At 62.6% G+C, this 23689-nt stretch carries 23 protein-coding genes; 15 read left to right on the plus strand and 8 right to left on the minus strand.

Annotation, left to right across the window (positions count from 1 at the left end):
• The first annotated feature begins 21 nt into the window (after window positions 1–21).
• The 5 genes from lptB to ptsN all read left to right on the plus strand — a co-directional run bounded on the left by lptB (window position 22) and on the right by ptsN (window position 4914).
• Window positions 22–798: an LPS export ABC transporter ATP-binding protein gene (gene lptB, locus PO860_RS00245; RefSeq protein WP_275038341.1), complete on the plus strand. Its 777-nt coding sequence runs from the start codon at window positions 22–24 to the stop codon at window positions 796–798.
• Window positions 799–950: 152 nt separating this feature from the next.
• Window positions 951–2510, plus strand: a complete 1560-nt coding sequence (gene rpoN, locus PO860_RS00250) for an RNA polymerase factor sigma-54 (RefSeq protein ID WP_272782806.1) — start codon at window positions 951–953, stop codon at window positions 2508–2510.
• Between the two features lie 80 nt (window positions 2511–2590).
• Window positions 2591–3511, plus strand: a complete 921-nt coding sequence (locus tag PO860_RS00255) for a DMT family transporter (protein ID WP_273879633.1) — start codon at window positions 2591–2593, stop codon at window positions 3509–3511.
• 292 nt (window positions 3512–3803) lie between these two features.
• Entirely contained in the window at window positions 3804–4379 is a 576-nt protein-coding gene (gene hpf / locus PO860_RS00260) for a ribosome hibernation-promoting factor, HPF/YfiA family (protein ID WP_003570772.1), read from the plus strand.
• A 70-nt stretch (window positions 4380–4449) separates the two neighbouring features.
• Window positions 4450–4914 carry a PTS IIA-like nitrogen regulatory protein PtsN gene (gene ptsN / locus PO860_RS00265; protein WP_003570770.1) on the plus strand — a complete coding sequence of 155 codons (465 nt, stop codon included), beginning with the start codon at window positions 4450–4452 and terminating at the stop codon, window positions 4912–4914.
• Between the two features lie 69 nt (window positions 4915–4983).
• Here the strand turns inward: ptsN and PO860_RS00270 are convergent, their stop codons facing one another.
• From PO860_RS00270 to PO860_RS00280, 3 genes are all read right to left on the minus strand, one after another.
• Window positions 4984–7344, minus strand: coding sequence for a methyl-accepting chemotaxis protein (locus PO860_RS00270; RefSeq protein ID WP_273879643.1), 2361 nt, complete (start codon window positions 7342–7344; stop codon window positions 4984–4986).
• Window positions 7345–7584: 240 nt separating this feature from the next.
• A complete protein-coding gene (locus PO860_RS00275; protein WP_273883674.1) occupies window positions 7585–8484 on the minus strand; it encodes a ribokinase in 900 nt (299 codons plus the stop codon).
• 141 nt (window positions 8485–8625) lie between these two features.
• Window positions 8626–9852, minus strand: coding sequence for a DNA recombination protein RmuC (locus PO860_RS00280; protein ID WP_273883673.1), 1227 nt, complete (start codon window positions 9850–9852; stop codon window positions 8626–8628).
• A 204-nt stretch (window positions 9853–10056) separates the two neighbouring features.
• Here PO860_RS00280 and PO860_RS00285 point away from each other — a divergent pair, with 204 nt between their 5' ends.
• The 6 genes from PO860_RS00285 (at window position 10057) to truA (ending at window position 14710) form a co-directional block, all read left to right on the plus strand.
• Complete coding sequence (locus PO860_RS00285) at window positions 10057–11553, plus strand: globin-coupled sensor protein (RefSeq protein ID WP_183605480.1); 1497 nt, start codon at window positions 10057–10059, stop codon at window positions 11551–11553.
• A 98-nt stretch (window positions 11554–11651) separates the two neighbouring features.
• Window positions 11652–12167, plus strand: a complete 516-nt coding sequence (gene def, locus PO860_RS00290) for a peptide deformylase (RefSeq protein WP_183605481.1) — start codon at window positions 11652–11654, stop codon at window positions 12165–12167.
• 65 nt (window positions 12168–12232) lie between these two features.
• Window positions 12233–12517 (plus strand): FitA-like ribbon-helix-helix domain-containing protein, encoded by a 285-nt coding sequence (locus tag PO860_RS00295; RefSeq protein WP_183605482.1) that lies wholly within the window; start codon window positions 12233–12235, stop codon window positions 12515–12517.
• Window positions 12514–12936: a type II toxin-antitoxin system VapC family toxin gene (locus tag PO860_RS00300; RefSeq protein WP_183605483.1), complete on the plus strand. Its 423-nt coding sequence runs from the start codon at window positions 12514–12516 to the stop codon at window positions 12934–12936. The genes PO860_RS00295 and PO860_RS00300 overlap by 4 nt, the downstream gene beginning before the upstream one ends.
• A gap of 20 nt (window positions 12937–12956) precedes the next feature.
• A complete protein-coding gene (fmt, locus tag PO860_RS00305) occupies window positions 12957–13892 on the plus strand; it encodes a methionyl-tRNA formyltransferase (RefSeq protein ID WP_183605484.1) in 936 nt (311 codons plus the stop codon).
• Window positions 13892–14710, plus strand: a complete 819-nt coding sequence (truA, locus tag PO860_RS00310; RefSeq protein ID WP_273883672.1) for a tRNA pseudouridine(38-40) synthase TruA — start codon at window positions 13892–13894, stop codon at window positions 14708–14710. The genes fmt and truA overlap by 1 nt, the downstream gene beginning before the upstream one ends.
• Before the next feature lie 6 nt (window positions 14711–14716).
• Here truA and PO860_RS00315 read toward each other — a convergent pair whose 3' ends face one another.
• From PO860_RS00315 to dapD, 3 genes are all read right to left on the minus strand, one after another.
• Entirely contained in the window at window positions 14717–15313 is a 597-nt protein-coding gene (locus PO860_RS00315) for a hypothetical protein (protein ID WP_183605486.1), read from the minus strand.
• On the minus strand, window positions 15300–16493 hold the full coding sequence (dapE, locus tag PO860_RS00320; RefSeq protein ID WP_273883671.1) for a succinyl-diaminopimelate desuccinylase: 1194 nt from the start codon (window positions 16491–16493) through the stop codon (window positions 15300–15302). The genes PO860_RS00315 and dapE overlap by 14 nt, the downstream gene beginning before the upstream one ends.
• A 97-nt stretch (window positions 16494–16590) precedes the next feature.
• The gene (gene dapD / locus PO860_RS00325; protein ID WP_183605488.1) at window positions 16591–17451 is read right to left on the minus strand and encodes a 2,3,4,5-tetrahydropyridine-2,6-dicarboxylate N-succinyltransferase; all 861 of its coding nucleotides are present in this window, start codon (window positions 17449–17451) and stop codon (window positions 16591–16593) included.
• Window positions 17452–17644: 193 nt separating this feature from the next.
• Here dapD and PO860_RS00330 point away from each other — a divergent pair, with 193 nt between their 5' ends.
• A complete protein-coding gene (locus PO860_RS00330; protein WP_097616963.1) occupies window positions 17645–18511 on the plus strand; it encodes an LOG family protein in 867 nt (288 codons plus the stop codon).
• A gap of 75 nt (window positions 18512–18586) precedes the next feature.
• Here the strand turns inward: PO860_RS00330 and PO860_RS00335 are convergent, their stop codons facing one another.
• Window positions 18587–19225: an EF-hand domain-containing protein gene (locus tag PO860_RS00335; protein WP_183605489.1), complete on the minus strand. Its 639-nt coding sequence runs from the start codon at window positions 19223–19225 to the stop codon at window positions 18587–18589.
• 121 nt (window positions 19226–19346) lie between these two features.
• Window positions 19347–20060 (minus strand): pyrimidine 5'-nucleotidase, encoded by a 714-nt coding sequence (locus PO860_RS00340; RefSeq protein WP_183605490.1) that lies wholly within the window; start codon window positions 20058–20060, stop codon window positions 19347–19349.
• 187 nt (window positions 20061–20247) lie between these two features.
• On the opposite strand from PO860_RS00340, the gene bchE reads away from it, so the two are divergent.
• Genes bchE through PO860_RS00355 form a run of 3 tightly spaced genes read left to right on the plus strand, consistent with a single transcriptional unit; the run spans window position 20248 to window position 23670 of the window.
• Window positions 20248–21774, plus strand: a complete 1527-nt coding sequence (gene bchE / locus PO860_RS00345) for a magnesium-protoporphyrin IX monomethyl ester anaerobic oxidative cyclase (RefSeq protein ID WP_275038000.1) — start codon at window positions 20248–20250, stop codon at window positions 21772–21774.
• Between the two features lie 55 nt (window positions 21775–21829).
• Complete coding sequence (locus tag PO860_RS00350) at window positions 21830–22903, plus strand: bifunctional transcriptional activator/DNA repair enzyme AdaA (protein WP_273883669.1); 1074 nt, start codon at window positions 21830–21832, stop codon at window positions 22901–22903.
• Window positions 22900–23670 (plus strand): isocitrate lyase/PEP mutase family protein, encoded by a 771-nt coding sequence (locus PO860_RS00355; RefSeq protein WP_273883668.1) that lies wholly within the window; start codon window positions 22900–22902, stop codon window positions 23668–23670. The genes PO860_RS00350 and PO860_RS00355 overlap by 4 nt, the downstream gene beginning before the upstream one ends.
• Window positions 23671–23689: the final 19 nt, after the last annotated feature.

The raw sequence follows: 23689 nt of genomic DNA on the forward strand, positions 1-23689 counted from the left end.
AAATTATCATCGCTATCCACCATGTTCGGTAAGCCCGGGCCACAAGCTGCGGGTGCCGCCGACAAGAGCCGCTATCGCGGAACGCTGATCGCACGCGGTCTGACGAAGACCTATGCGACGCGGCGCGTCGTCAATGGCGTCTCGCTGGTGGTGCGCCGTGGCGAGGCCGTCGGCTTGCTCGGCCCGAACGGCGCCGGCAAGACCACCTGTTTTTACATGATCACCGGCCTCGTGCCGGTCGATGAAGGCACGATCGAGATCGACGGCAACGATGTCACGACCATGCCGATGTACCGCCGCTCGCGCCTCGGCGTCGGTTACCTGCCGCAGGAAGCGTCGATCTTCCGCGGCCTGACGGTGGAAGAGAATATCCGCGCCGTTCTCGAAGTGCATGTCAAGGACAAGGCCGAGCGCGAGCAGAAGCTGAGCGAACTGCTGGAGGAGTTTCATATCCAGAAGCTGCGCAAGAGTGCCGCCGTCGCCCTGTCGGGCGGTGAGCGCCGCCGCCTTGAAATCGCCCGCGCGCTTGCGACCGACCCGACCTTCATGCTGCTCGACGAACCCTTCGCCGGCGTCGACCCGATCTCGGTCGCCGACATCCAGAATCTCGTTCACCACCTGACGGCGCGGGGCATCGGCGTTCTCATCACCGACCACAATGTGCGCGAGACGCTGGGTCTGATCGACCGCGCCTACATCATCCATGCCGGTGAGGTGCTGACCCATGGCCGGGCCAACGACATCGTCAACAATCCCGAAGTGCGCCGGCTCTACCTCGGCGACAATTTCAGCCTCTGAGCGGCTGATCCCTCAGAAATTCACCTTGCGGCATAGTTCCGCTTGACCAAATGAGATAAAAAAGCAATTTTTGGGCCAAGTTGGATTTCCGCGGCCCGAAGCCTTGATCGGACGCGGTTTCCCGGAGGAATTGAGGGAGTTTCGCGTCCGTCATGGCACTGTCCGCCAGTCTTTTCCTGCGCCAGAACCAATCCCTGGTGATGACACCGCAACTGATGCAATCCATCCAGTTGCTGCAGATGACGCATGTCGAACTCAGCCAGTTCATCGCCCAGGAAGTGGAGAAGAACCCGCTGCTCGAATTTCCGTCGAATGACGGCGAGGCAGGGTCCGAACGCGGCGAAGCCGAAGACGAGCCTTATGCTCGTTCACCCGAGGATGCAGGCTCGGACGACGGTGACGACAACCGCACCGAGGCGCTCTCCAGCGACTGGTACGACAATGGCGGCAGCGCCAGCACCAGCCGGCTGAACGACGAGCTCGACGCCAATTATACCAATGTCTTTCCCGATGACAGCGCGCCGCAGCGCCTCGATGCGCCGGAGCTCGTCGGCCAATGGAAATCGATGCCGGGCAGCGGCGAGGGCACCGATTACGATCTCGACGATTTCGTCGCCGGCCAGGTGTCGCTGCGCGATCATCTCGCCCAGCAGATCCCTTTCGTTCTGCCCGACATGGCCGACCGGCTGATCGCGCAGAACTTCGTCGATCAGCTCGACGATGCCGGTTATCTGCAAGCCGATATCGTCGAGACCGGCGAGCGGCTGGGCACGAGCCTCACCGCGGCCGAGCGCGTGCTTGCCGCCCTCCAGACGCTCGATCCGCCGGGGGTTTTCGCCCGCAGCCTCGCCGAATGCCTGGCGATCCAGCTGAGGCAGAAGGACCGCTACGACCCCGCCATGCAGGCGCTGGTCGAAAACCTCGAACTGCTGGCACGGCGCGATTTCGCCACGTTGAAGCGGCTCTGCGGTGTCGATGAGGAAGACCTTCTCGACATGCTCGGCGAAATCCGCCAGCTCAATCCCAAACCCGGCAGCGGATTCGAGACCGGCGTTTCCGAAGCGATCATGCCCGACGTGGTCGTCAGGCCCTCCTCGGACGGCGGCTGGCTGGTCGAGCTCAATCCGGATACGCTGCCACGCGTGCTTGTGAATCAGTCCTATTTTTCCCGCGTGACCAGGAATGGCGAGGATCACGCCTTCCTCTCCGATTGCCTGCAAAGCGCCAACTGGCTGACGCGCAGCCTGGACCAGCGGGCGAAGACCATCATGAAGGTGGCAAGCGAGATCGTCCGCCAGCAGGACGCCTTCCTGCTGAACGGTGTCGACCACCTGCGCCCGCTGAACCTGAAGACGGTCGCCGAGGCGATCAAGATGCACGAATCCACCGTCAGCCGCGTCACCTCGAACAAATACATGCTGACGCCGCGCGGTCTCTTCGAGCTCAAATATTTCTTCACCGTCTCGATCAGCGCCGTTGCGGGCGGAGACAGCCATTCGGCCGAGGCGGTGCGTCACAAGATCCGGGCGCTGATCATGCAGGAAAGCCCGGACGCGGTGCTCTCCGACGACGATATCGTCGACATGCTGAAAAAGGGCGGCATCGATCTCGCCCGCCGCACTGTTGCGAAATACCGGGAGGCCATGAACATCGCCTCCTCGGTCCAACGCCGCCGCGAAAAGCGGGCCCTCGCCAAGGTCGCCGGCTTCTGACGCTGGGATGCTTCGGCCTCGATCGAAGCATCCCGCCCGCAAATTGCGCTATTCCTCCGGTGTTTTGAACCAACAGCGAAATGCCAACCATGCCGCAAAATCCGAATCTTGCCAGGGAGCTTTCCCTGCTGCTGGCGCTGGCGACCCTCTGGGGCTCCTCCTACACCTTCATCAAGATCGGTGTAGAAACCATTCCGCCGCTTACGTTGATCGCCGCGCGCACGCTGATTGCCGGCGCCATTCTGCTTGCCGTCCTCCGCCACCGCAAAATCCGCCTGCCCAATGACCTCGCGACGTGGCAGCGGTTCTTCCTCCAGGCCTGTCTGAACAGCGTCGTTCCCTTCACCCTGATCGCCTGGGCGGAACAAACCGTCGATGCGGGATTGGCGGTGATTCTCAATTCGGCAACGCCGATCTTCACCTTTCTGCTGACCGTGCTGATCACCCGCCATGAGCAGGTGACGGTGCGAAAGCTTTTCGGCGTCATGGCGGGCCTTGCCGGCATCTGCCTCGTCATCGGCCTTGAAGCGCTCGGCGGCCTCGGCGAAAGCCTGATGGCCCAGCTTGCCATCATCCTGGCGACCGTCTGTTATGCAGGTGCCGCGATTTTCGGCAAGAACTTCAAGGGTCTCGATCCCGCTGTGCCGGCGGCCGGCTCGTTGATCTCGGGCGCCGTCATTCTCTTGCCCGTCAGCCTCGTCGTCGATCGGCCTTGGGAACTCGATCCGTCGACGGCATCGATGCTGGCGCTGCTTGGCCTTTCCGCCTTTTCGACCGCGCTTGCCTTTGCGATCTATTTCCGTCTCGTCCAGACGCTGGGTTCGGTCGGAACGACCTCGCAAGCCTATCTCAGGGTGCCGATCGGCGTTGCGATCGGCATCGTCTTCCTCGGCGAAAGGCTGAGCCCGACGGCATGGATCGGACTCGTTTGCGTCATAGCAGGTGTCGCAGCCATGACGATCCCGGCAAGGACGGCTGCACTCATAACGGGAAGACCCTGAAAGCCATTGGTTGGCGATCGGTGATAAGCGCTGTGTAGCAGTGTGCCGCATGCACGCAAGGCGAGCATTAGTGATCGCAGTTTTTCGCCCTATTGACTTTTCGGCAGCGGCTGGCTAGAAGCCCGCCGCAATCGATGCCGCGAACGGCGTCTGGAGTTATCCCCAACATCAGAAGGGCACCAAGGACCAGCAGGCTGACGCCGATCTTGCTTGAGATTGCGCGAAGTGCTTGGATGAACCTGAGGCTTGGCGTAAACTGATACCCGCAAACGACGATAAGAAGGGAAACTCCATGAGTGTGCGTGTGTCCGGTAAACATATGGAAATTGGTGAATCGTTCCGTCAAAAGATCGAGGACCAAATTGGTATGGCCATCACGAAATACTTCGACGGGGGATACTCGGGTCAGGTGACCGTGGAAAAGGCGAGTTCTCGTTTCTCCGCTGACTGCAAGCTTCATCTCGACAGCGGGGTGGTGTTGCATGCGGCCGGTGAAGCGACCGATCCCCAGCTGGCTTTCGACGCCGCTTCGGAGCGCATCGAAAAACGGCTGCGCCGCTACAAGCGCAAGCTGAAGGACCATCATGCCGGAAACCATCTGAACGGTTTTGCAGAAGTCTCCTACACGGTCATGGATTCCGTTCCTGACCACGAGGATGAAATCCCCGACGATTTCGCTCCGGCGATCGTCGCCGAAAGCACGAAGCAGCTGAAGACCATGTCGGTCGCTACCGCCGTGATGGCGCTCGACATGACCGACGAGCCGCTTCTCCTGTTCCGCAGCCCCGGCAAGGAACATCTGAACATCGTTTACCGTCGGCACGACGGAAATATTGGCTGGATCGATTCAGCCAATATCAAAGGCTGAGATCTGGGCGGTGAGCGGCGGTATTGCCGCCGCTCCTTGCATTTGATCCCGGCGACAGAAGGAAAAAGAAATGGCATTGGCAGATTTGCTCCATCAGGATGCGATCATTCCCGCCCTCAGAGTAAATTCCAAGAAACAGTTGCTTCAGGAGTTGGCCGCAAGAGCCGCCAGGATCACCGGGCTGTCCGAACGGGAGATCTTCGACGTCATCCTGCAACGCGAACGCCTTGGCTCGACCGGCGTCGGCAACGGCATCGCCATTCCCCACGGCAAGCTGGTCAACATCCATTCGATCGTCGGTATCTTCGCCCGGCTGGAGCAGCCGGTCGATTTCGAGGCGCTGGACGACCAGCCCGTCGATCTCGTCTTCCTGCTGCTGGCGCCGGAGGGCGCGGGTGCCGATCATCTCAAGGCGCTGTCGCGTATCGCCCGCGTGCTGCGCGATCACGATCTCGTCGCCAAGCTGCGCGCCACCGATTCCGCTTCGGCGATCTACGCTTTCCTCAACGAAGAGCAGACGTCGAACGCCGCTTAAGCCCATCATCCGCGAAATGTGAAGGGCGCCTGGAAATCAGGCGCCCTTTGCATTTAGACGGCGGAACGATCAGAACTCTTCCCAGCTGTCCTCAGCCACGGCCGCCGAACTGCGCGACGGGGCAACCGCTCGGCGGACCGCAGGAGCGGCCGCGCGGATTGCTGGAGCGGCCACGCGGTGCGAGGCGACCGCGGCAACGGGCGTCCGCATCTTTTGCGCGACGGAGGCAAGCGCCGCGGCGTTGCCCGAGCCCGAGACGTTGAAGCGCGTGGCAAGCGCCTTCAGCGTCTGGGCTTCGTCGTTGAGCGCGACGCTCGCGGCCGTCGCTTCCTCCACCATCGCTGCGTTCTGCTGCGTCACCTGATCCATCTGGTTCATGGCCTGGTTGATTTCCTTCAGGCCGACGGCCTGTTCGCTGGCCGATGCCGAGATCTGCCGGATGAGCTCGTTGATGCCCATCACCTGCTCGGCGATCTTGTGCAGCGTGCCGCCGGCGCGCCCGACGAGGTCGACGCCTTCCTTGACCTGGACGGCCGAGGTGTTGATCAGCGTCTTGATCTCCTTGGCGGCGGTTGCCGAACGCTGGGCGAGCTCGCGCACCTCCTGGGCGACGACGGCAAAACCCTTGCCGGCTTCGCCGGCGCGGGCCGCCTCGACGCCGGCGTTCAACGCCAGCAGATTGGTCTGGAAGGCGATCTCGTCGATGACGCCGATGATCCTGGAAACCTCCGTCGAAGACTGCTCGATCCCCTGCATCGAGGCAATCGCCTTCTGCACCACTTCGCCAGATTTTTCGGCATCCTGGCAGGCGAGGTTGACATTGTCGGCGGCGGTACGCGCATGATCGGCGCTGGAATCGACCTGTGCGGTGAGCTCGTTGAGCGCGGCCGCCGTCTCTTCCAGGCTTGCCGCCTGCTGTTCGGTGCGCTTGGCGAGGTCGGAAGCGCTGTTGCTGATCTCGCCGGTGCCCGAGCCGATATTGGCGACGCTGAGGGTCATCGTGTTGATGGTCTCTTCAAGGCTCGCAAGGGCGGCGTTGAAATCCTGTTTCAGCTTGCCGTATTCGCCGGGGAATTCGTCGGTGATGCGGTAGCCGAGATTGCCCTGCGACAGTTCCGAAAGGCCGGCGCCGACGATCGAGACGATATGGCGTTGCAGCGACACCGATTGCTGGCGTTCCGATTCCGAACGGCTGCGCTCGCTCTCCGCCGCATGCCGCTCTCTGGCGGCATCGTCTTCGAGGCGACGGCTGTCGGCGAGTGTGAAGCGGAAGCCTTCCAGCGCCTTGGCGACCGAACCGATTTCGTCGGTGCGGTGCTGGGCTGCGACCGGTTCGTCATATTTGCCGTTGCCGAGCGCTTCGACGCTGGCAACGAGCCCGCCGAGCGGCCGTTGCACCAGCGAGCGGACGGCGAAATAGAGCGCCAGCATGACAGCGCCGAGCACGATCAGGCCGTTGATGATCATCATGTAGGTCTGGTCCCGTACCGGCGCGTTGATCGCGGTGTGCGGTACGTCGACGAGCACGACCCAGGTGGCGTTGACGCCGGGAACCGCGAACGGATAGACGACGCGGTCGAAGGGGGCGAGACCGTCATAGGTGAGGTTGCTGATCAGGCCGGGCTGTTTGCTCGACAGGGTCGACTTGACGACGTCGGCGCCTTCGCCGTCATACGGCTTGGTCATCAGGTTGGGGACCGGCGCGACGATCCAGTTGCCGGCCTGCGACAGCAGTGTCACGCGGCCGGAGCCGAAAGGATGCAGCGCCTGCAGCTTGTCGGTCAGGGACTTCAGCGAGATATCGACGCCGCCGACGCCGATCATCTTGCCGCCTGATATGACCGGATAGGCAATCGAGGTCAGCAGCGTCGGCACGTCGGTGCCCTCGGCCATGTAAGGCGTCGTGATCGCGCCCTTGCCGCTGTCGGCGGCGAGCTTCCACCATTCGGCGGTATAATCTTCATCGAAGGTCGAATACTGGACGCCGCCATCCTTGGTCTTCGACCAGTAGGGCGTGAAGACGCCGTTCTTGTTGACGCCTTCGTCCTTGTTGTTGGCAAGCTCGGTGATCTTGCCGTCAAGCGCACCGGGCTGCTCGCAGAACCAGCTGCCGAAGGCGAAGGCATTCTGCTCGAGATTGGCCTTCAGCACGTTGATCATGCCCTTGCGATCGAGCGACTTGCCTTCATGGGCTCGGCCGAGCACACCCATCATGCTGCGGGCGGCGCTGGCGAGTTCGCCGACATTGGCGGCGATTTCATTGGCGATCGATTTTGCCTCGAGGTTGGCCTGATCCATCGTCAGCGTCTGGACGCGATCCCGGGTCTGGCCGATGAGGAAAAAGTTAGAAACGATGAGGACAAGGGCGATGGCGACGCCGGTGATGACGATGAGTTTCGCCGCAAGCGATTTCATTCGAAAAGTGAACATGGGATCCTCGGGCAAGCATGCGCCGAACGGGCATTCTCCGGCGCAGGAGCAAAGGCGTCGCCCCGTCATGGAGCAGCCGTGTGAGCCGCGGATCCGCAAATGCGACGATCCGGCGATCACCGGGAAGATCGCCGGAGACCTCTTAAATTTGAGTGAAACTTTAGTGGTTCATATGAGGAAAGCCGCAGAAACACCCCTCAAAATTGAGGGAGGCCGACGACGTGTCGCGAGGGGCGCAGACTATATTCTGTCTGCGACTTCCTCACTCAAGGGAATTGAGGGCTGCGCGCCTGATTTGAGGCAGGCGAGCGAGCCGGCAACGGCCGCGCGGCGCAGCGCCGTGGCAAAATCGAGGCCGTCGTCGAGGCTTGCAGCGAAATAGCCGCAGAATGTGTCTCCCGCGCCGACGGTGTCGACCGGTTCGATCTTCAGCCCCTGCGCCCTTGAAATCGCCCCGTCGCGGATGGCGATGACGCCGTCGCCGCCAAGCGTCACGATCAGCGTCTGGCCGGTTTCGGCATGCAGGCGCTGAAGGGCTGCCTCGCGCGCTTGGGCATCCATGCCGTCCTGTCCGGCAAGCCGCTCGAACTCGGTCTCATTGGCAATGACGATATCGGCGAGCCGGCCGAGGCGGGCCGCATCGGGGATCAGCGGAGCAAGGTTGAGGATGCTGGTGACGTCCTTGGCGCGGGCGGCCGACAATGCGCGTTCGACGGCGGCGGCCGGCACTTCGAGCTGCAGCATCAGGATGTCGCCTTCGCTCATGCCGCCGATTGCCGTTGCGGCGTCGTCAGGCGTGACCTGGCCATTGGCGCCGGGAACGACGGCGATCATGTTTTCGCCGTCGCCGCCGACCAGGATCAGCGCCGTGCCCGTGGGACCGTCGACATGCCTGACGAGAGAAAGATCGGTTCCCGCCGCATCGAGCAGCGAAAGGGCATCCGCGGCGAAGCTATCCTTGCCGACGGCGCCGGCCATATGCACATAGCGGCCGGCGCGGCGGGCGGCGAGCGCCTGGTTGGCGCCCTTGCCGCCGGCGGCCGTGGCAAAACCGTTGCCGGCCACCGTTTCGCCGGGCTTCGGCAGGCGCTCGGTGGTGGCGATGAGGTCCATGTTGATGGACCCGAAAACTGTGATCATCAGGGTGTCCCGTCTTTTGGAGCCAGCAACTGACGTCATGCTCCAATTCTTCGATAGAGCGTGATGCCGAAAACTCAGCGTGGTTTTCCGACGGCATCATGCTCCTGCTGTTTCTTGCGGGCGAGACACTGCCCGAAGCGATCACTCCTCGTCAACCACCCGGAGCTTGAGAAGACCGGTGCGGCTTTCCACCGATTTGGCGGCGGGTTCGCTGTCGCGGGCAGGCTTTTCGTCGCCGCCGCCGGCCTCGAATTCCAGCGCCTCGATCTTGGCTCCGCGCCTGGTGAGTTTGTCGGCCGAGGTGACCACCATGTCGATATCCTTCTGCGCCATGGCGAAGTGGCCCTGCAGCTTGCGCACCCGCTCGTCGAGGCGGCTGAGATCCTCCATCAGGATCGCCACCTCGCCCTGGATCAGATGTGCCTGCGCCCGCATGCGCTGGTCCTTGAGCACCGCCTGGATGACCTGGATCGACAGCATCAGCAGCGACGGCGAGACGATGACGATGCGCGCCCGGTGCGCCTTCTGCACCACCGGTTCGAAGTGCTCGTGGATCTCGGCGAAGATCGATTCCGACGGCACGAAGAGAAAGGCCGTATCCTGGGTTTCCCCCTGGATCAGATATTTCTCGGAAATGTCCCTGATATGGACCTCCATGTCGCGGCGGAACTGCTGGCCGGCGATCTTGCCGGCCTCCGGGCTGCCGGCGTCGCGGATGGCGTTCCAGGCTTCGAGCGGAAATTTCGCATCGATGACCAGCGGCGGCGCGCCGTTCGGCATGCGGATCGTGCAGTCCGGCCGCGAGCCGTTGGACAGCGTCTGCTGGAAGGTATAGGCGCCCATCGGCAGGCCGTCGGCGACGATCGTTTCCATCCTCGACTGGCCGAAGGCGCCGCGCGTCTGCTTGTTGGACAGAATGGCCTGCAGCCCGACGACATCCTTGGCGAGGGTCTGGATATTGTTCTGTGCGGCATCGATCACCGCCAGCCGTTCCTGCAGCCGCTGCAGGTTCTCATGCGTCGATCTGGTCTGCTCGGTGATCGTCGAGTTGACACGCTGCGACATGCCGTCGAGGCGTTGGCTGATCGTCTGGTTGAGTTCACTCTGCCGCGCGCCGAAGACTTCGGTCATCGCCGCGATGCGGCCCTGCATCTCCGCCTGGACCTTCAAAAGCTCGGCCATGCGCGCTTCGTTTTCCCCAGCGCGGAAGCTCGCCTCCTCCGCCTGTTCGCGGCGAAGGCTGGCGCTGCGCAGCAGAAGCACGATCACCAGCAGGGCGAGGGCGGCGAGAACCCCGCCGGCAAGCGCCAGCATGGCCGGACTGATCGAGGCAAGGGAAAGGGCGAGCGATTCGGAATGGACGGTCATGCCGCGAGCATAACAGAAGACACGGCGATATATAGATCAAAACGTGAACGAAATTGGCAGTCCTCACTATCTTCCCCCGCTGCGGCTCCTGCCGGCGCCTGAAAAAAAATCGCGCGCCGATTTAACGATTGCTCAACCATATTCGCCAAAACCTGTGGCGCAGAAATTCCTTCCCGCGCCTCGCGCCAAGTACAGAGACCCTCCATGACATCCCAGCAGACCGACAGTGCCCTCAGGCAGCGCCTCGATTTCATCGAACTGGATGAGGCGGCGCGCAAGTCGATGCGGGATCTGCGTCCTGTCATATCCGAGCTAATCGGCGGCGCCCTTGATAAATTCTATGCCAAGATCGCCAGGACCCCTGCTGTTTCAGGCTTTTTCGCCGATAAGAACCATGTCGGCCATGCCAAGAAGCGCCAGCAGGATCATTGGGCCAATCTTGCCGGCGGCGCCTTCGACGAGAGCTATGTCAACGGCGTGACCGCGGTCGGCCGGACGCACGCCCGCATCGGGCTGGAGCCGCGCTGGTATATCGGCGGTTACGCCATCGTCATGTCCGAGCTGGTCAAGGGCATCATGGAAAAGCAGTGGCCGTCGGTCTTCGCGCGCCAGCAGGGCAAGCAACTGGCCGAGAAGCTGTCGGCCGTTATCAAGGCCGGCATGCTCGACATGGACTATTCCATCTCGGTCTATCTGGAGACGCTCGAAGCAAAGCGCCGCGCTCTGGAAGAGGAGCGTGCCCAGGCCGAATCCGATCAGGCGACCGCGCTGGAGCAGCTGCGCCGCGCTCTGGAAGCACTGTCGAAAGGTGATCTCGAAGCCACCCTGCCGTCCGACCTGCCGGGCAATTTCAGGCAGATGGCCGAGGATTACAACCGCGCCGTCAGGGCGCTAAGCCAGTCCTTCGCCTCCGTGCGCGAGACCTCGGGCCAGATCATGAGCGGCGCCGACGTCATTTCCAATGCCACCAACGATCTGGCGCTGCGCACCGCCCAGCAGGCGGCAGGCGTCGAGGAGAGCTCGGCCGCCCTGCAGCAGCTTTCCGTCAGCGTCGGCCAGACCGCCGCCAATGCCGAGAAGGCTTCGGCCGCCGTGCGCGAAACGCAAGAGAAGGCGAAGAACTCGGGCGAACTCGTCACCAGCGCCGTCTCGGCGATGGCCGGCATCGAGAAATCCTCGACCGGGATCTCCAAGATCATCGGCGTCATCGATGAGATCGCTTTTCAGACCAATCTTCTGGCGCTGAACGCCGGTGTCGAGGCCGCCCGCGCCGGCGATGCCGGCAAGGGCTTTGCCGTCGTCGCCCAGGAAGTCCGCCAGCTTGCCCAGCGTACGGCGGAAGCGGCCAAGGAGGTCAAGAACCTGATCTCGCAGAGCTCGACCCAGGTCAACGAGGGTGTCGGCATCGTTTCCAGCACCGGTGAGGCACTGAATGACATGATCAGCCGCATCGACATCATCAACCGTTTCGTCGCCGATATCGCCGCCGCCGCCCGCGATCAGGCGACCGGCGTCAACGAGGTCAGCGTCGCCGTCCGCAACATGGGGGCGATCACCCAGCAGAATTCGGACATGGTCGAACAATCGTCGGCGGAAACCCGCCGCCTCAAGGACGAGGTGGAAAGCCTGATCGAGCTGCTGCGGCGCTTCCGCGCCCGGCCGGAGGGCCGTGCCGTCACCGCTGCCCGCCGGGCGGCGTGAGGCGAATATGGCGAAATTCCGGGCGGGGATGGGAAAAAAGCGTCTTCCCCGCCCGCCGGATAATTCCATAGTCGGAAAAGATGGGTTATGGGAACGCCATGACCATCAAGCCACTCATCATTCTTCCCGATCCCCTTCTCCGCCAGCTCTCCAAGCCGATCGAGCGGGTCGACGCCGACCTGCAGCGCCTTGCCGACGACATGCTGGAAACCATGTACGACGCGCCGGGCATCGGCCTTGCGGCGATCCAGATCGGCGTACCGCGCCGCATGCTGGTGATCGATGTGTCGCGCGAGGGTGAAGAAAAGCAGCCGCAGGTCTTCATCAATCCCGAGATCGTCACATCGTCCGACGAGCGCTCGGTCTATGAGGAAGGCTGCCTGTCGATCCCGGATTATTATGCCGAGGTCGAACGCCCCGCCGTCGTCTCGGTCAAATATCTCGACCGCAACGGCAAGGAACAGACTGTTGAAGCCGACGGCCTGCTCGCCACCTGCCTGCAGCACGAGATCGACCATCTGAACGGGGTGCTCTTCATCGATCATATCTCGCGGTTGAAGCGGGAAATGGTCATCAAGAAGTTCACCAAGGCGGCGAAGTCCAAGGTGCTCTGAGCAGCACGTTGAAAATTCACCGGCGAGGCACTATGATATCACTGATATCATGATGGAGGCGCCGCATGGGTGATTTTCTGATCAGAAATATTTCCGAGGCGATGAAGCGAGACATTGCGGAATCGGCACAGCGGAGCGGAAACAGCCTTTCCGACGAGGCCAAGGAACTTTTGCGGGAAGCGCTGAAAAGGAAAACCGAAGCAAAGCCCGAGAGTCTGTCGGCCTACGAAGCAATACGCGCCGCTTTTGTCAGCGAAAACGCAGTGGACGATGAATTTGCTGCAATCATGGACGAAATCGAGGCCGCGCGGAAAAAGGATTTCGGCCGGCCGTTCGAGGATTTCGAATGATCGTTCTCGATACGAATGTGGTTTCCGAGTTCGCCAGGCCATTGCCAAGTGAAAAGGTGAAGGCCTGGATATCGCTGCAGGATGCCTCGAGAATCTGGCTTTGCACGGTCGGGCTGATGGAGCAGATTTACGGAGCCGAAAGGGTCCTCCTGAAAACAGGATCGGACCGCTTCTTCCGGGCTATCGAGAATTTGGTGAAGGGCCAATTTCGTGAGCGTATCGTCGGCTGGGATTTGGAAACGGCTATAGTAACCGGTCGTTTGCGGGCGAAACGCGAAAGCATAGGGCGGCCGATTTCGGTCCAGGATGCCATGATTGCCGCCATCTGCCTTGCCAACGGCGCGACGCTCGCCACCCGCAACACCAGAGATTTCGAGGAGCTTGATCTCAAGCTCGTAAACCCGTTTGAAGACGGCTGATCCTCAATTGGCGAGATAGAATGTCTCTTCGCATCATTTTCATGGGAACCCCGGAGTTCTCGGTTCCGACCCTGCGCCTGCTCGTCGATGCCGGCCACAGGATCGTTGCGGTCTATACCCAGCCGCCGCGGCCGGGTGGACGGCGCGGGCTCGATCTGCAGAAATCGCCGGTGCATCAGGCCGCCGAACTGCTCGGTCTGCCGGTCTTCACCCCGGTCAATTTCAAGGACCCGGAGGAGCGCGAGCGATTTCGTGGCTTGAATGCCGATGTCGGCGTCGTCGTCGCCTACGGACTGTTGCTGCCGGAGGCGATTTTGAACGGCACGCGGGATGGCTGCTACAACGGCCACGCCTCGCTGCTGCCGCGCTGGCGGGGGGCCGCGCCCATCCAGCGGGCGATCATGGCGGGCGACGCAAAGACCGGCATGATGGTGATGAAGATGGACAAGGGGCTCGATACCGGCGCCGTGGCGCTGACCCGCGAAGTCGAGATCGGCCCGAACATGACGGCTGGCGAGCTGCACGACCGGCTGATGCTCGTCGGCGCCAAGGCGATGGCGGAGGCCATGGTGAAGCTGGAGATGAACGATCTGCCGCTGACGCCGCAGCCGGACGAGGGCGTGCTCTATGCCGCCAAGATCGACAAGGCCGAGACCCGCATCGATTTCGCTGGAAATGCCGGGGATGTTCACAACCATATCCGCGGCCTGGCGCCGTTTCCGGGCGCCTGGTTCGAGCTCGAAATCGGCGGCAAGCCGGAACGGGTGAAAGTGTTGGCTTCCGAGTTGGCTGACGGCCAAGGCGCATCGGGCGAATTGCTGACGGACGATCTCGTGGTCGCCTGCGGTTCGGGTGCGGTGCGGCTGACCAGGCTGCAAAAGGCCGGCGGCAAGCCGCTGGCCGCGGCCGATTTCCTTAGGGGCACGCCGCTTGCAGCCGGCACGAGGCTTCGCTGATGCCGCGTTTCCGCATGACCGTCGAATATAACGGCGGGCCGTATGTAGGCTGGCAGCGGCAGGAGAACGGTCCCTCGGTGCAGGGCGCGATCGAAGCGGCGGTGCTGTCTCTGACCGGCGAGACGGTATCGATCCGCGGCGCCGGCCGCACCGATTCCGGCGTTCATGCCATGGGGCAGGTAATCCATGCCGATCTTACGAAGGAGTGGTCGCCCTACAAGCTGCAGAATGCCTTGAACGCGCATCTCAGGCTCGCCGGCGAGCGTGTCTCGATTATCGAGGTCGAGGCGGTTCCTGAATTCTTCGATGCCCGGTTCTCGGCGCTGCGGCGCCACTATCTCTACCGCATCATCAGCCGCCGCGCGCCGCTGGCGCTCGAGGCCGGCAAGGCCTGGTGGGTGCCGAAGGCGCTCGACCACGCGGTCATGCATGCCGCTGCCCAGCGGCTGGTCGGCCGGCACGATTTCTCCACTTTCCGATCCGCCCATTGCCAGGCAAACAGCCCGGTGCGCACGCTCGACCGGCTGGATGTGACGCGCAATGGCGAGTTGATCGAGATCCGCGCCACGGCGCAGAGTTTCCTTCACAATCAGATCCGTTCCTTCGCCGGCACGCTGAAGCTCGCCGGCGAAGGCAAATGGACGCCAGACGATGTCGAGGCAGCACTCGAGGCGCGCGACCGCAAGGCCTGCGGCCCGGTGGCGCCGCCGGACGGGCTCTATTTCATGCAGGTGGATTATCCCGAGGTGATCATCGACCGCCGCAGGCCTGTCACCAACGCCGATATCGACGCCGATGAGACTGACGATCCGTCGTAGGCCTGATCAGGTGGGATAGATGCCGAGGAAGTGCTGCAGATATTCCGAAAGGATCATCGACGGCACCAGCAGCACCAGCGTCATCGCCCCGACCATCAGCGCGTGACCGTGGCAGATCATCCGGAGAATGCGGGCCAGCACGAAGACCTGCGCCAGCATGAAGGCCAGCAGCAGCAGCGAGACGAGGCCGACGGAGCCGGGAAGGAAGACCACCATCGCCAGCAGCAGCCCGTTGATATAGGAGAGCGGCACGCCGAGCCAGTTGACGCTGACGACGACCGGCGCGAAACGCTCGCCCATGCGGAAGGCAAGCAGCAGCAGCCCGGCAAAGACCAGCGGCACGAACCAGTTGGCGAGCTCGACGAAGCCGAGCCTGATATAGAAGGCAAAGCCGACATCGGCTTCCGGCGGCATCGACCGCAGAAAGACCTGTCGCCACCAGAGCCAGGAAATGCCCATCGGCGGCAGACACCAGGCGATCGCCCAGAACGAGCGGTTGACGCCGCGCTCGGACATGTCGAGATAGCGGAAGCCGCGCGGATCCAGCCGGATCAGCAGCCAGAGGCCGGCCAGATAATACTGGACTTCCCTAAGCCCCGGCATTGGCGAACCAACGGGCGATGAAGATTTCGTAGATCGCCGTCAGCGTCTCCAGATCGGCAACAGCGACGCGCTCGTCGACCATGTGCATCGTCTGGCCGACGAGGCCGAACTCGACGACCGGGCAATAATCCTTGATGAAACGCGCATCCGACGTGCCGCCGGTGGTCGAAAGCTTGGGCGATTGGCCGGTCACACCCTCGACGGCCGATGACAGCGAGGCGATCAGCGCATTGTTGCGCGTCAGGAAGATATGGCTCGGCCGGTCGGCCCAGACGATATCGTATTTCACCGGTTCGCGGCCCGGCCGCAGCTGGCCGTTGCCGGCGGCGGCATCGAGGCGCCGGAGGATTTCGGCCCGCAGCGTCTCGGCCGTCCAGCTGTCGTTGAAGCGGATATTGAAGCTTGCCGAGGCCTTGGCCGGAATGACATTGGTCGCTGGATTGCCGACATCGACCGTGGTCACCTCGAGGTTCGAGGGCTGGAAGTCGTCGGTGCCGCCATCAAACGGCGGGTCCATCAGCGCCTGGGTCAGCTGCAGCATGCCGCGCACCGGATTGTCGGCAAGATGCGGATAGGCGGCATGGCCCTGGACGCCGTGCACGGTGATCTTGCCCGACAGCGAGCCGCGCCGGCCGATCTTGATCATGTCGCCGAGCCTGTCCGGATTGGTCGGCTCGCCCACAAGGCAGGCATCCCAGCGCTCGCCGCGCTCGGCCGCCCATTGCAAGAGCTTGATCGTGCCGTTGATCGCCGGGCCTTCTTCGTCGCCGGTGATGAGAAAGGAGATCGAGCCGGCCGGCGGCCCGTTTTTCTCGATATGACGGGCGACGGCGGCGACGAAACAGGCAATGCCGCCCTTCATGTCGACGGCGCCGCGGCCGAAAAGCTCGCCGTTGGAAATCTCGGCGGCAAAGGGCGGATGCGTCCAGGCGGCCTCGTCGCCGACCGGCACGACATCGGTATGGCCGGCAAACATCAGATGTGGGCCATCCCTGCCGAGGCGGGCATAGAGGTTTTCGATATCGGGCGTTCCCTCCTCGCTCGCCTTCACTCTGTCGACGGCAAAGCCGAGCGGCGCAAGCATGGCGTCGAGCGCCGACAGCGCGCCGCCCTCGGCCGGCGTCACGGAGGGGCAGCGAATCAGCGTCTGGAGATTGGCGACGGGATCGGTAGCGGTCATGGCAGTCGAACTATCCGGCGGGAATGGCAAAGACATGGCAAGGCGGCGCCTCGCGGAAAAGACGCCGTCTGTTTACCGGATCACTCTGCCGATGTCATCAATCTCTGAGCAGCTCGTTGATGCCGGTCTTCGAGCGGGTCTGTTCATCGACGCGCTTGACGATGACGGCGCAGTAGAGATGCGGCGCCGGCTTGCCGTTGCCCATCGTCGCATTGCCCGACGGCATCGAGCCGGCGACGACGACGGAATAGGGCGGCACTTCGCCGTAGCTCACCTCGCCGGTGGCGCGGTCGACGATCTTGGTCGACTTGCCGATATAGACGCCCATGCCGAGCACCGAGCCTTCGCGGATGATGCAGCCTTCCACCACTTCCGAACGGGCGCCGATGAAGCAATTGTCCTCGATGATCGTCGGGCCGGCCTGCATCGGCTCCAGCACGCCGCCGATGCCGACGCCGCCGGAAAGATGCACATGCTTGCCGATCTGCGCGCAGGATCCGACCGTCGCCCAGGTGTCGACCATCGTGCCTTCGCCGACATAGGCGCCGAGATTGACGAAGGACGGCATCAGGATCGCGTTCGGGGCGATATAGGCCGAGCGGCGCACGACGCAGTTCGGCACGGCGCGGAAGCCGGCGGCACGGAAATGGTTCTCGCCCCAACCCTCGAATTTCGAAGGCACCTTGTCCCACCAGGTGGAACTGCCGGAGCCGCCCTTGACCACCTCCATGTCGTTCAGGCGGAAGGACAGGAGCACGGCCTTCTTCAGCCACTGATGCACCGTCCAGGCGCCGTCGGCGCCGCGCGTCGCGACACGGGCCTTGCCGGCATCGAGCAGATCGAGTGCTGCTTCGACCGCATCGCGAACCTCACCCCTGGTCGACGTGTTCACATTGTCGCGATTGTCGAAGGCGGTTTCGATGATCTTTTCGAGGGATGCGAGGTCGGTGGCGCTCATGAGAATTCCTTAAACTTCGATCTTTATCGTGGAGACGGCAAGGTCTCCGGAAGTGCGGTTGGCGGGGTTTATCCTGCTCTACAGCATGAACCCGTAGAACGGAATGATTTTTCCGACAAGATCATATCTGGATTCAAGGCGTTATAGCGACATATCCGGTCTCTTGGCCGGCATTACTGAAAGGCATTTCGACATGGCGAAAGGACGAAACGGCGGTTCGCGGCGCAAGGATGGCGTATGGGACCCACTAAAGAGCAGCTCGACCGACAGGCAGCGCGCCGAGGCCGTGCCGAAGACGCCGCAGACGATGTCGCCCGCCTACCGCCTTGCCTATGTCGACGAGGATTTCCTCTGCCGCGAGGAGCTGCGGCCGATCCGCCTGCAGCTGGAACTGTTGAAGCCGGAAATGATGCTGACCGAACGCGGCATCAGGTCGACCGTCGTCATGTTCGGCGGCGCCCGCATTCCCGCCCCCGGCCAGAGCGCCTGGGCGGCCCGCAACGATATCCAGCGCGCCAATCTGGAGGCGGCCTCCGTCTATTATGACGAGGCGCGCAAATTCGCCCGGCTCTGCTCGAAATATTCGGCCACCTTCAATTTCCACGAATATGTCATCGTCACCGGCGGCGGTCCCGGCGTGATGGAGGCGGGCAATCGCGGCGCGGCCGACGAGGGCGCCCCCTCGATCGGCCTCAACATCGTGCTGCCGCACGAGCAGGCGCCGAACGCCTATGTGACGCCGGAGCTCAGCTTCAATTTCCACTATTTCGCCATCCGCAAGATGCATTTCATGGTCCGCGCCAAGGCGATCGCGGTCTTCCCGGGTGGCTTCGGAACGCTGGATGAATTCTTCGAATGCCTGACGCTGATCCAGACCGGCCGCATGGAGCGCCTGCCGCTGATCCTCTTCGGCGAGGCCTTCTGGCGGAGCATCATCAATTTCGACGCATTGGCCGAATTCGGCACGATCGCGCCCGACGACGTCAAGCTGATCAGCTTCGTCGACACCGCCGAAGCCGCCTGGAAGATCGTCCAGGATTTCTACGAACACCGCGAATAGAGCTCAGCGCGGTGCTTGAACCAATCTCCCGCTCTTTCCCAAGAAGGATAGAACGGGAGCATGGTGCGCCCGGCCTTACAGAAGCGGCCGGTCCGGCATGTCGTCGATCGAGATGACGCCGTCCTTATTGCGGTCCATCCGCGCAAACAGCTTGTCGATGGCGGCTTCGGCCTCCTGTTTGGAAATCTGGCCGTTCTGGTCGGTATCGACCCGGTGCATCATGATCGAGGCGCGCATGATGTTGCCGCCATGGTGCATCCAGCGATGCCCGTCGCGACCCTCGTGACCAGCCTGCGGCGGCTGTCCCTGGTCGTTATTATCAGGCGTCGCGTCTGCGGTATCGGCATCCTTGTTGTCGCCGGCGTCCTGCTTGCGCTGATCTCTCATCGCCTGCAACTGCGCTTTCTGGTATGCGCCGATTTCGCCCGGGGTCAGCGAGCCGTCATGATTGGTGTCGATCGCAGCGAAGATCTTGTCGATGCCGGCGGTCGCCTCGTCTTTGGAGATTTGTCCGTCCTTGTTGGTGTCGAACTGCTTGAGCATTCTGACATAGGTGATTTCGCGGAAGGCGGCAGGCCCCGGACCGTGCATGGAACCGTGCCTGCCAGGGTGCTGACGCGGCCCGTCACCGGGTGCGGCATAGCCTGCCCCGGCGGCTGCGCCGAAGATGAGGCTGGAGGAAAGCGCTGCCAGTATCAGCTTGTTGCGGTACATCGTATTAGCCTTTCGTGAGGTGTCCCCTCAGGAAGAAAGCTATGGCAACAGGGCGGAAAGTCCCAGTTAAACATCGGTAAGCTGGGTGAAACTTTGGTAATCCGTCAGCGCGGGGGCCGAATCAGTCCGGAGCGGTAATCCTGCCGAGGAAGGCGGCCAGATCGTCGGTGACGAAATCGATATGATCCTCTTCGCCGCTGGTCTTTTCCCACCATTCGACGACCGTGTCTTCCAGATTGCGCGGCACCAGCAGCACGGTCTGCATGCCGAGCGCCTTCGGCACCGTCAGATTGCGCGGCAGGTCCTCGAACATTGCCGCCTTGGCGGTTTCGACCCGCTTCAGCGCCGTGAACTTGTCATAGGTCGCCTGCGCCGGCTTCGGCACGTAATCGGCGGCGACGATATCGAAGATGTCGTCGAAATGCTCGAGAATGCCGAGCGCCTCCGCCGTCATTTCCGCATGCTTGACGCTGCCATTGGTGAAGATGAATTTGCGCCCCGGCAGCGCCTTGATCGCCGCGCCGAGTTCCGGCTGCGGCGTCAGCGCCGAATAGTCGATCGCATGCGCCTTTTCGAGGAAGTCGTTCGGGTCGATGCCGTGATGGATCATCAGCCCCTGCAGCGTCGTGCCATGCTCGAGGTAATATTGCTTCTGCAGCTTGCGCGCCTCTTCCCGCTCCATCTGTAAGAGCGTCGCGACATAAGCGGTCATGTTCTTGTCGATCTGCGCGAACAGATTGACATGATGCGGATAGAGCGTGTTGTCGAGGTCGAAGACCCAGTCTGTGACGTGCTCGAAATCGGCTTTATCAGGCGTGCGGTCGATCTTGGTCATGGCGGTCTTATGGCACGGCTGCCGCGGAAACCAAAGGCCTTTGCCTTAGGCCTTCGCCTGACGGCGGCTTCCGCAAAAAAGCCGTCAGATTTTCACAACTTTAAGAGGATTTCGGCTGAATATTGCCATCGATCGCGGTGACTTTCTGCCTGCGTCAGACAGGGGGACCCGCAAGGGTAAAGCCGCAATGAGGATCGTTCTGATAAATCCGCCGCATACGGCGATCGGCAGTCGCATTCCCGATGATCACCCACCGCTCGGCCTTCTCGCGGTCGCAGGCCCGCTGATCGACGACGGTCATATCGTCAGTCTCATCGATGCCGAGTTCGGACCGATGGAGATAGCGGAGATTGTCAGCCGGGCGGTGGGCAGCCACCCGGATCTGGTGCTGATCGGCCATTCCGGCTCGACCTCGGCCCATCCCACAGCCCGTGCGATCGCAGAGGCGATCAAATGCCGTGATCCCAAAATCTCCATCGTCTATGGCGGCGTCTTTCCGACCTATCACTGGCGGGAGGTTCTGGCCGAGACGGCGGCATTCGACATTCTCGTGCGCGGTGAAGGCGAGGAAACGATGCGGCGCCTTGCCGATTGCCTGGCGACGGGCCGCCCGCTCGCAACCGTTCCCGGCATCGCCTTTCGCGATGACCATGGCGAAATCCTGGCGACGCAGCCGGCGCAGGCGATCGCCGATCTCGATGCCTATCGCGTCGGCTGGGAGCTGATCGATCATCGCCGTTACAGCTACTGGGGCGGCAAGCGTGCCGTCGTCATGCAGTTTTCACGCGGTTGTCCGCATCTTTGCAATTATTGCGGCCAGCGCGGCTTCTGGACCCGCTGGCGTCACCGCTCGCCGGAACTGTTTGCCCGCGAGATCGCCAGGCTGTATCGCCAAGAGGGTGTGGAACTGATCAACCTGGCCGACGAGAATCCTACCTCCTCGCGCATGGCGTGGCTGGCTTTTCTCGAAGCGATGATCGCCGAGAATGTGCCGGTGCAGATCGTCGGCTCGACACGGGCGGATGATATCGTCCGCGATGCCGATATCCTGCATCTCTATCGCAAGGCTGGTGTCGTGCGCTGGTTGATCGGGATGGAAAACACCGACGAGGCGACCTTGACGCTGATCAAGAAGGGGGGAGCCAAGGCAACCGACCGGGAGGCGATCCGCCTTCTACGCCAACACGATATCCTCTCCATGGCGACCTGGGTCGTCGGTTTCGAGGAGGAGACGCTGGGCCATCTCTGGCGCGGCTTCCGGCAATTGCTCTCCTATGATCCCGACCAGATCCAGGCGCTCTATGTCACGCCGCATCGCTGGACGCCGTTCTTCCGCATCGCCCGTGATCGGCAGGTTATCGAAACCGATATCCGCAAATGGGATTACAAGCATCAGGTGCTGAAGATGCGGTATCTCAGCCCGATCGTGCTGGTCGCCTGCGTCAAGCTCATCGAGGTGGCCGTCCAGGCGCGGCCGAAGGCGCTGCTGCGCATCCTCTTCCATCGTGATCCCGAGCAGCGCCATTCCATGCGCTGGTATACGCAGATGGGGCGCCGCGTCTGGTTTCACGAGATTGTCGAATTCCTCTTCCGCCGCCGCCATCTCACGGATGGCCCGACGCTCGAGAATTTCTGGGGTGCGCCGCAGGATGCCGAGGAGGAATCCATGCTGCGCCCGCAGCGGCATGTGAAAAGCCTCGACGCGGCGGGATAAAATAGACGCCCGATTTTCGACGGACGCGGCAGGCGTGCGGTGCTAGAAAGTGGTCATGCTTTTCGAACGCCCCGATGACGATACGCTCTATGAAGCCCTGATCGCGCGCAGCGCCGGTTATGAGGGCCAGGCCTATGTCTGCGTCAAGACGACAGGCATCTTCTGTCGTCTCACCTGCCCGGCGCGCAAGCCGAAGCGGGAAAATACGCTGTTCTTCGACACGATCGCCGCCTGCATGCATTCCGGTTTCCGCCCCTGCCGGCGCTGCAAGCCGCTGGAGCAGCCGGGCAGGGAGCCTGTGGTCGACGCGTTGCTTGCCGCGCTCGACGGTGAACCGGAGGTTCGCTGGAGCGAGGATGAGCTCGTGCGCCGCGGCCATGATCCCTCGACCGTGCGCCGCGCCTTCAAGCGGGCGCTCGGCATGACCTTCCACGACATCGTCCGCTACATCAGGCTCGGCGAGGCGGCCAGGCAATTGGCCGATGGCGCGCGTGTCATCGATGCGCAGCTTGATGCGGGATATGAATCCCCCAGTGGTTTCCGGACGGCCTTCCAGCGGCTTATCGGCAAGACGCCGGCGCTCGCGCAGAACCGCGAACTGCTTTTTGCCGATTGGTTCGACACCGCGCTCGGGCCGATGATCGCGGTCGCCGACAAGACGCATCTGCATCTTCTCGAATTTCACGATCGCAAGGCGCTGCCGACCGAACTCGAAGCGCTGCAGAAGCGCATCCGCTCCTCCGTCGCGATCGGCCGCACCCCTGTTATCGATCGGATCGAGGCGGAGATCCGCGATTATTTCGACGGGCGGCGCACCGTTTTCACGACGCCCTTGGCGCTCGGCGGCACGCCGTTCGAAAAGCATGTCTGGGCAAAGCTGATCGATATCCCTGTCGGTGAGACACGCGCCTATGGCGATCTCGCCAGGGAGATGGAGAGGCCGGAAGTGGTGCGTGCCGTCGGCCGCGCCAATGGCGCCAACCAGCTTGCCATCATCGTGCCCTGCCACCGCATGCTCGGCGCCGATGGTTCTTTGACCGGTTACGGCGGCGGGCTCTGGCGCAAGCAGTGGCTGCTGCGACATGAAGAGAAGATCAGCACGCAGGCAAAGATGGAGGAGACAGCATGAACCAGACTGAAAAGGCCAAGGCATTCGGCGCGCTTCACCAGAAGGGCAACCCGATCGTCCTCTACAATATCTGGGATGCCGGCACGGCAAAGGCCGTTGCCGATGCCGGCGCCAAGGCGCTTGCGACGGGAAGCTGGTCGGTCGCCGCCGCCCACGGCTTTGCCGATGGCGAGAAGCTGCCGATGTCGGTGCTTGTGGAGACGGCGAAATCCATCATCGATGTCATCGACCTGCCGCTCTCGGTCGATTTCGAAGGCGCCTATTCGGCAGAGCCTCAGGTCGCCGCCGCCAATGTCGCCAGGCTGGTGGAAATCGGCGCCGTCGGCATCAATTTCGAAGATCGGGTGGTCGCCGGCGAGGGGCTCTATCCCGTCGAGAGCCAGGCGGCCCGCATCCGCGCCATTCGCGCCATGGCCGACGGCAAAGATATCCCCTTCTTCATCAACGCCCGCACCGACCTTTTTCTGGCCGAGAGCGATCTTGCCAAACATTCCGGTCTGGTGGACGAGGCGATCGAGCGGGGCAGGGCCTATGCGGCCGCCGGCGGCAACGGCTTCTTCGTGCCCGGCCTGATCGATCCCGCCTTGATCGAACAGATCTGCACGGCATCGTCGCTGCCGGTCAACATCATGATGCGGGCCGGCGCCCCCGACGTGAAAACCCTGGCAAGGCTCGGCGTCGGCCGCATCAGCTATGGCCCGGGGCCTTACCGGTCGATGATGGAGAAGCTGAAGCAGGAAGCGGCGGCGATTTATAACCTGATCTGACGCCGATCGATGCGAGGGC

It is taken from the genome of Rhizobium binxianense (assembly GCF_028994275.1).
Taxonomy (GTDB): domain Bacteria; phylum Pseudomonadota; class Alphaproteobacteria; order Rhizobiales; family Rhizobiaceae; genus Rhizobium; species Rhizobium binxianense.

What these genes read in the sequence shown, in the direction of transcription:
- lptB (WP_275038341.1), top strand. Translation starts at nt 22, where the DNA reads ATGTTCGGTAAGCCCGGGCCACAAGCTGCGGGTGCCGCCGACAAGAGC.
- rpoN (WP_272782806.1), top strand. Translation starts at nt 951, where the DNA reads ATGGCACTGTCCGCCAGTCTTTTCCTGCGCCAGAACCAATCCCTGGTG.
- PO860_RS00255 (WP_273879633.1), top strand. Translation starts at nt 2,591, where the DNA reads ATGCCAACCATGCCGCAAAATCCGAATCTTGCCAGGGAGCTTTCCCTG.
- hpf (WP_003570772.1), top strand. Translation starts at nt 3,804, where the DNA reads ATGAGTGTGCGTGTGTCCGGTAAACATATGGAAATTGGTGAATCGTTC.
- ptsN (WP_003570770.1), top strand. Translation starts at nt 4,450, where the DNA reads ATGGCATTGGCAGATTTGCTCCATCAGGATGCGATCATTCCCGCCCTC.
- PO860_RS00270 (WP_273879643.1), bottom strand. Translation starts at nt 7,344, where the DNA reads ATGTTCACTTTTCGAATGAAATCGCTTGCGGCGAAACTCATCGTCATC.
- PO860_RS00275 (WP_273883674.1), bottom strand. Translation starts at nt 8,484, where the DNA reads ATGATCACAGTTTTCGGGTCCATCAACATGGACCTCATCGCCACCACC.
- PO860_RS00280 (WP_273883673.1), bottom strand. Translation starts at nt 9,852, where the DNA reads ATGACCGTCCATTCCGAATCGCTCGCCCTTTCCCTTGCCTCGATCAGT.
- PO860_RS00285 (WP_183605480.1), top strand. Translation starts at nt 10,057, where the DNA reads ATGACATCCCAGCAGACCGACAGTGCCCTCAGGCAGCGCCTCGATTTC.
- def (WP_183605481.1), top strand. Translation starts at nt 11,652, where the DNA reads ATGACCATCAAGCCACTCATCATTCTTCCCGATCCCCTTCTCCGCCAG.
- PO860_RS00295 (WP_183605482.1), top strand. Translation starts at nt 12,233, where the DNA reads ATGGGTGATTTTCTGATCAGAAATATTTCCGAGGCGATGAAGCGAGAC.
- PO860_RS00300 (WP_183605483.1), top strand. Translation starts at nt 12,514, where the DNA reads ATGATCGTTCTCGATACGAATGTGGTTTCCGAGTTCGCCAGGCCATTG.
- fmt (WP_183605484.1), top strand. Translation starts at nt 12,957, where the DNA reads ATGTCTCTTCGCATCATTTTCATGGGAACCCCGGAGTTCTCGGTTCCG.
- truA (WP_273883672.1), top strand. Translation starts at nt 13,892, where the DNA reads ATGCCGCGTTTCCGCATGACCGTCGAATATAACGGCGGGCCGTATGTA.
- PO860_RS00315 (WP_183605486.1), bottom strand. Translation starts at nt 15,313, where the DNA reads ATGCCGGGGCTTAGGGAAGTCCAGTATTATCTGGCCGGCCTCTGGCTG.
- dapE (WP_273883671.1), bottom strand. Translation starts at nt 16,493, where the DNA reads ATGACCGCTACCGATCCCGTCGCCAATCTCCAGACGCTGATTCGCTGC.
- dapD (WP_183605488.1), bottom strand. Translation starts at nt 17,451, where the DNA reads ATGAGCGCCACCGACCTCGCATCCCTCGAAAAGATCATCGAAACCGCC.
- PO860_RS00330 (WP_097616963.1), top strand. Translation starts at nt 17,645, where the DNA reads ATGGCGAAAGGACGAAACGGCGGTTCGCGGCGCAAGGATGGCGTATGG.
- PO860_RS00335 (WP_183605489.1), bottom strand. Translation starts at nt 19,225, where the DNA reads ATGTACCGCAACAAGCTGATACTGGCAGCGCTTTCCTCCAGCCTCATC.
- PO860_RS00340 (WP_183605490.1), bottom strand. Translation starts at nt 20,060, where the DNA reads ATGACCAAGATCGACCGCACGCCTGATAAAGCCGATTTCGAGCACGTC.
- bchE (WP_275038000.1), top strand. Translation starts at nt 20,248, where the DNA reads ATGAGGATCGTTCTGATAAATCCGCCGCATACGGCGATCGGCAGTCGC.
- PO860_RS00350 (WP_273883669.1), top strand. Translation starts at nt 21,830, where the DNA reads ATGCTTTTCGAACGCCCCGATGACGATACGCTCTATGAAGCCCTGATC.
- PO860_RS00355 (WP_273883668.1), top strand. Translation starts at nt 22,900, where the DNA reads ATGAACCAGACTGAAAAGGCCAAGGCATTCGGCGCGCTTCACCAGAAG.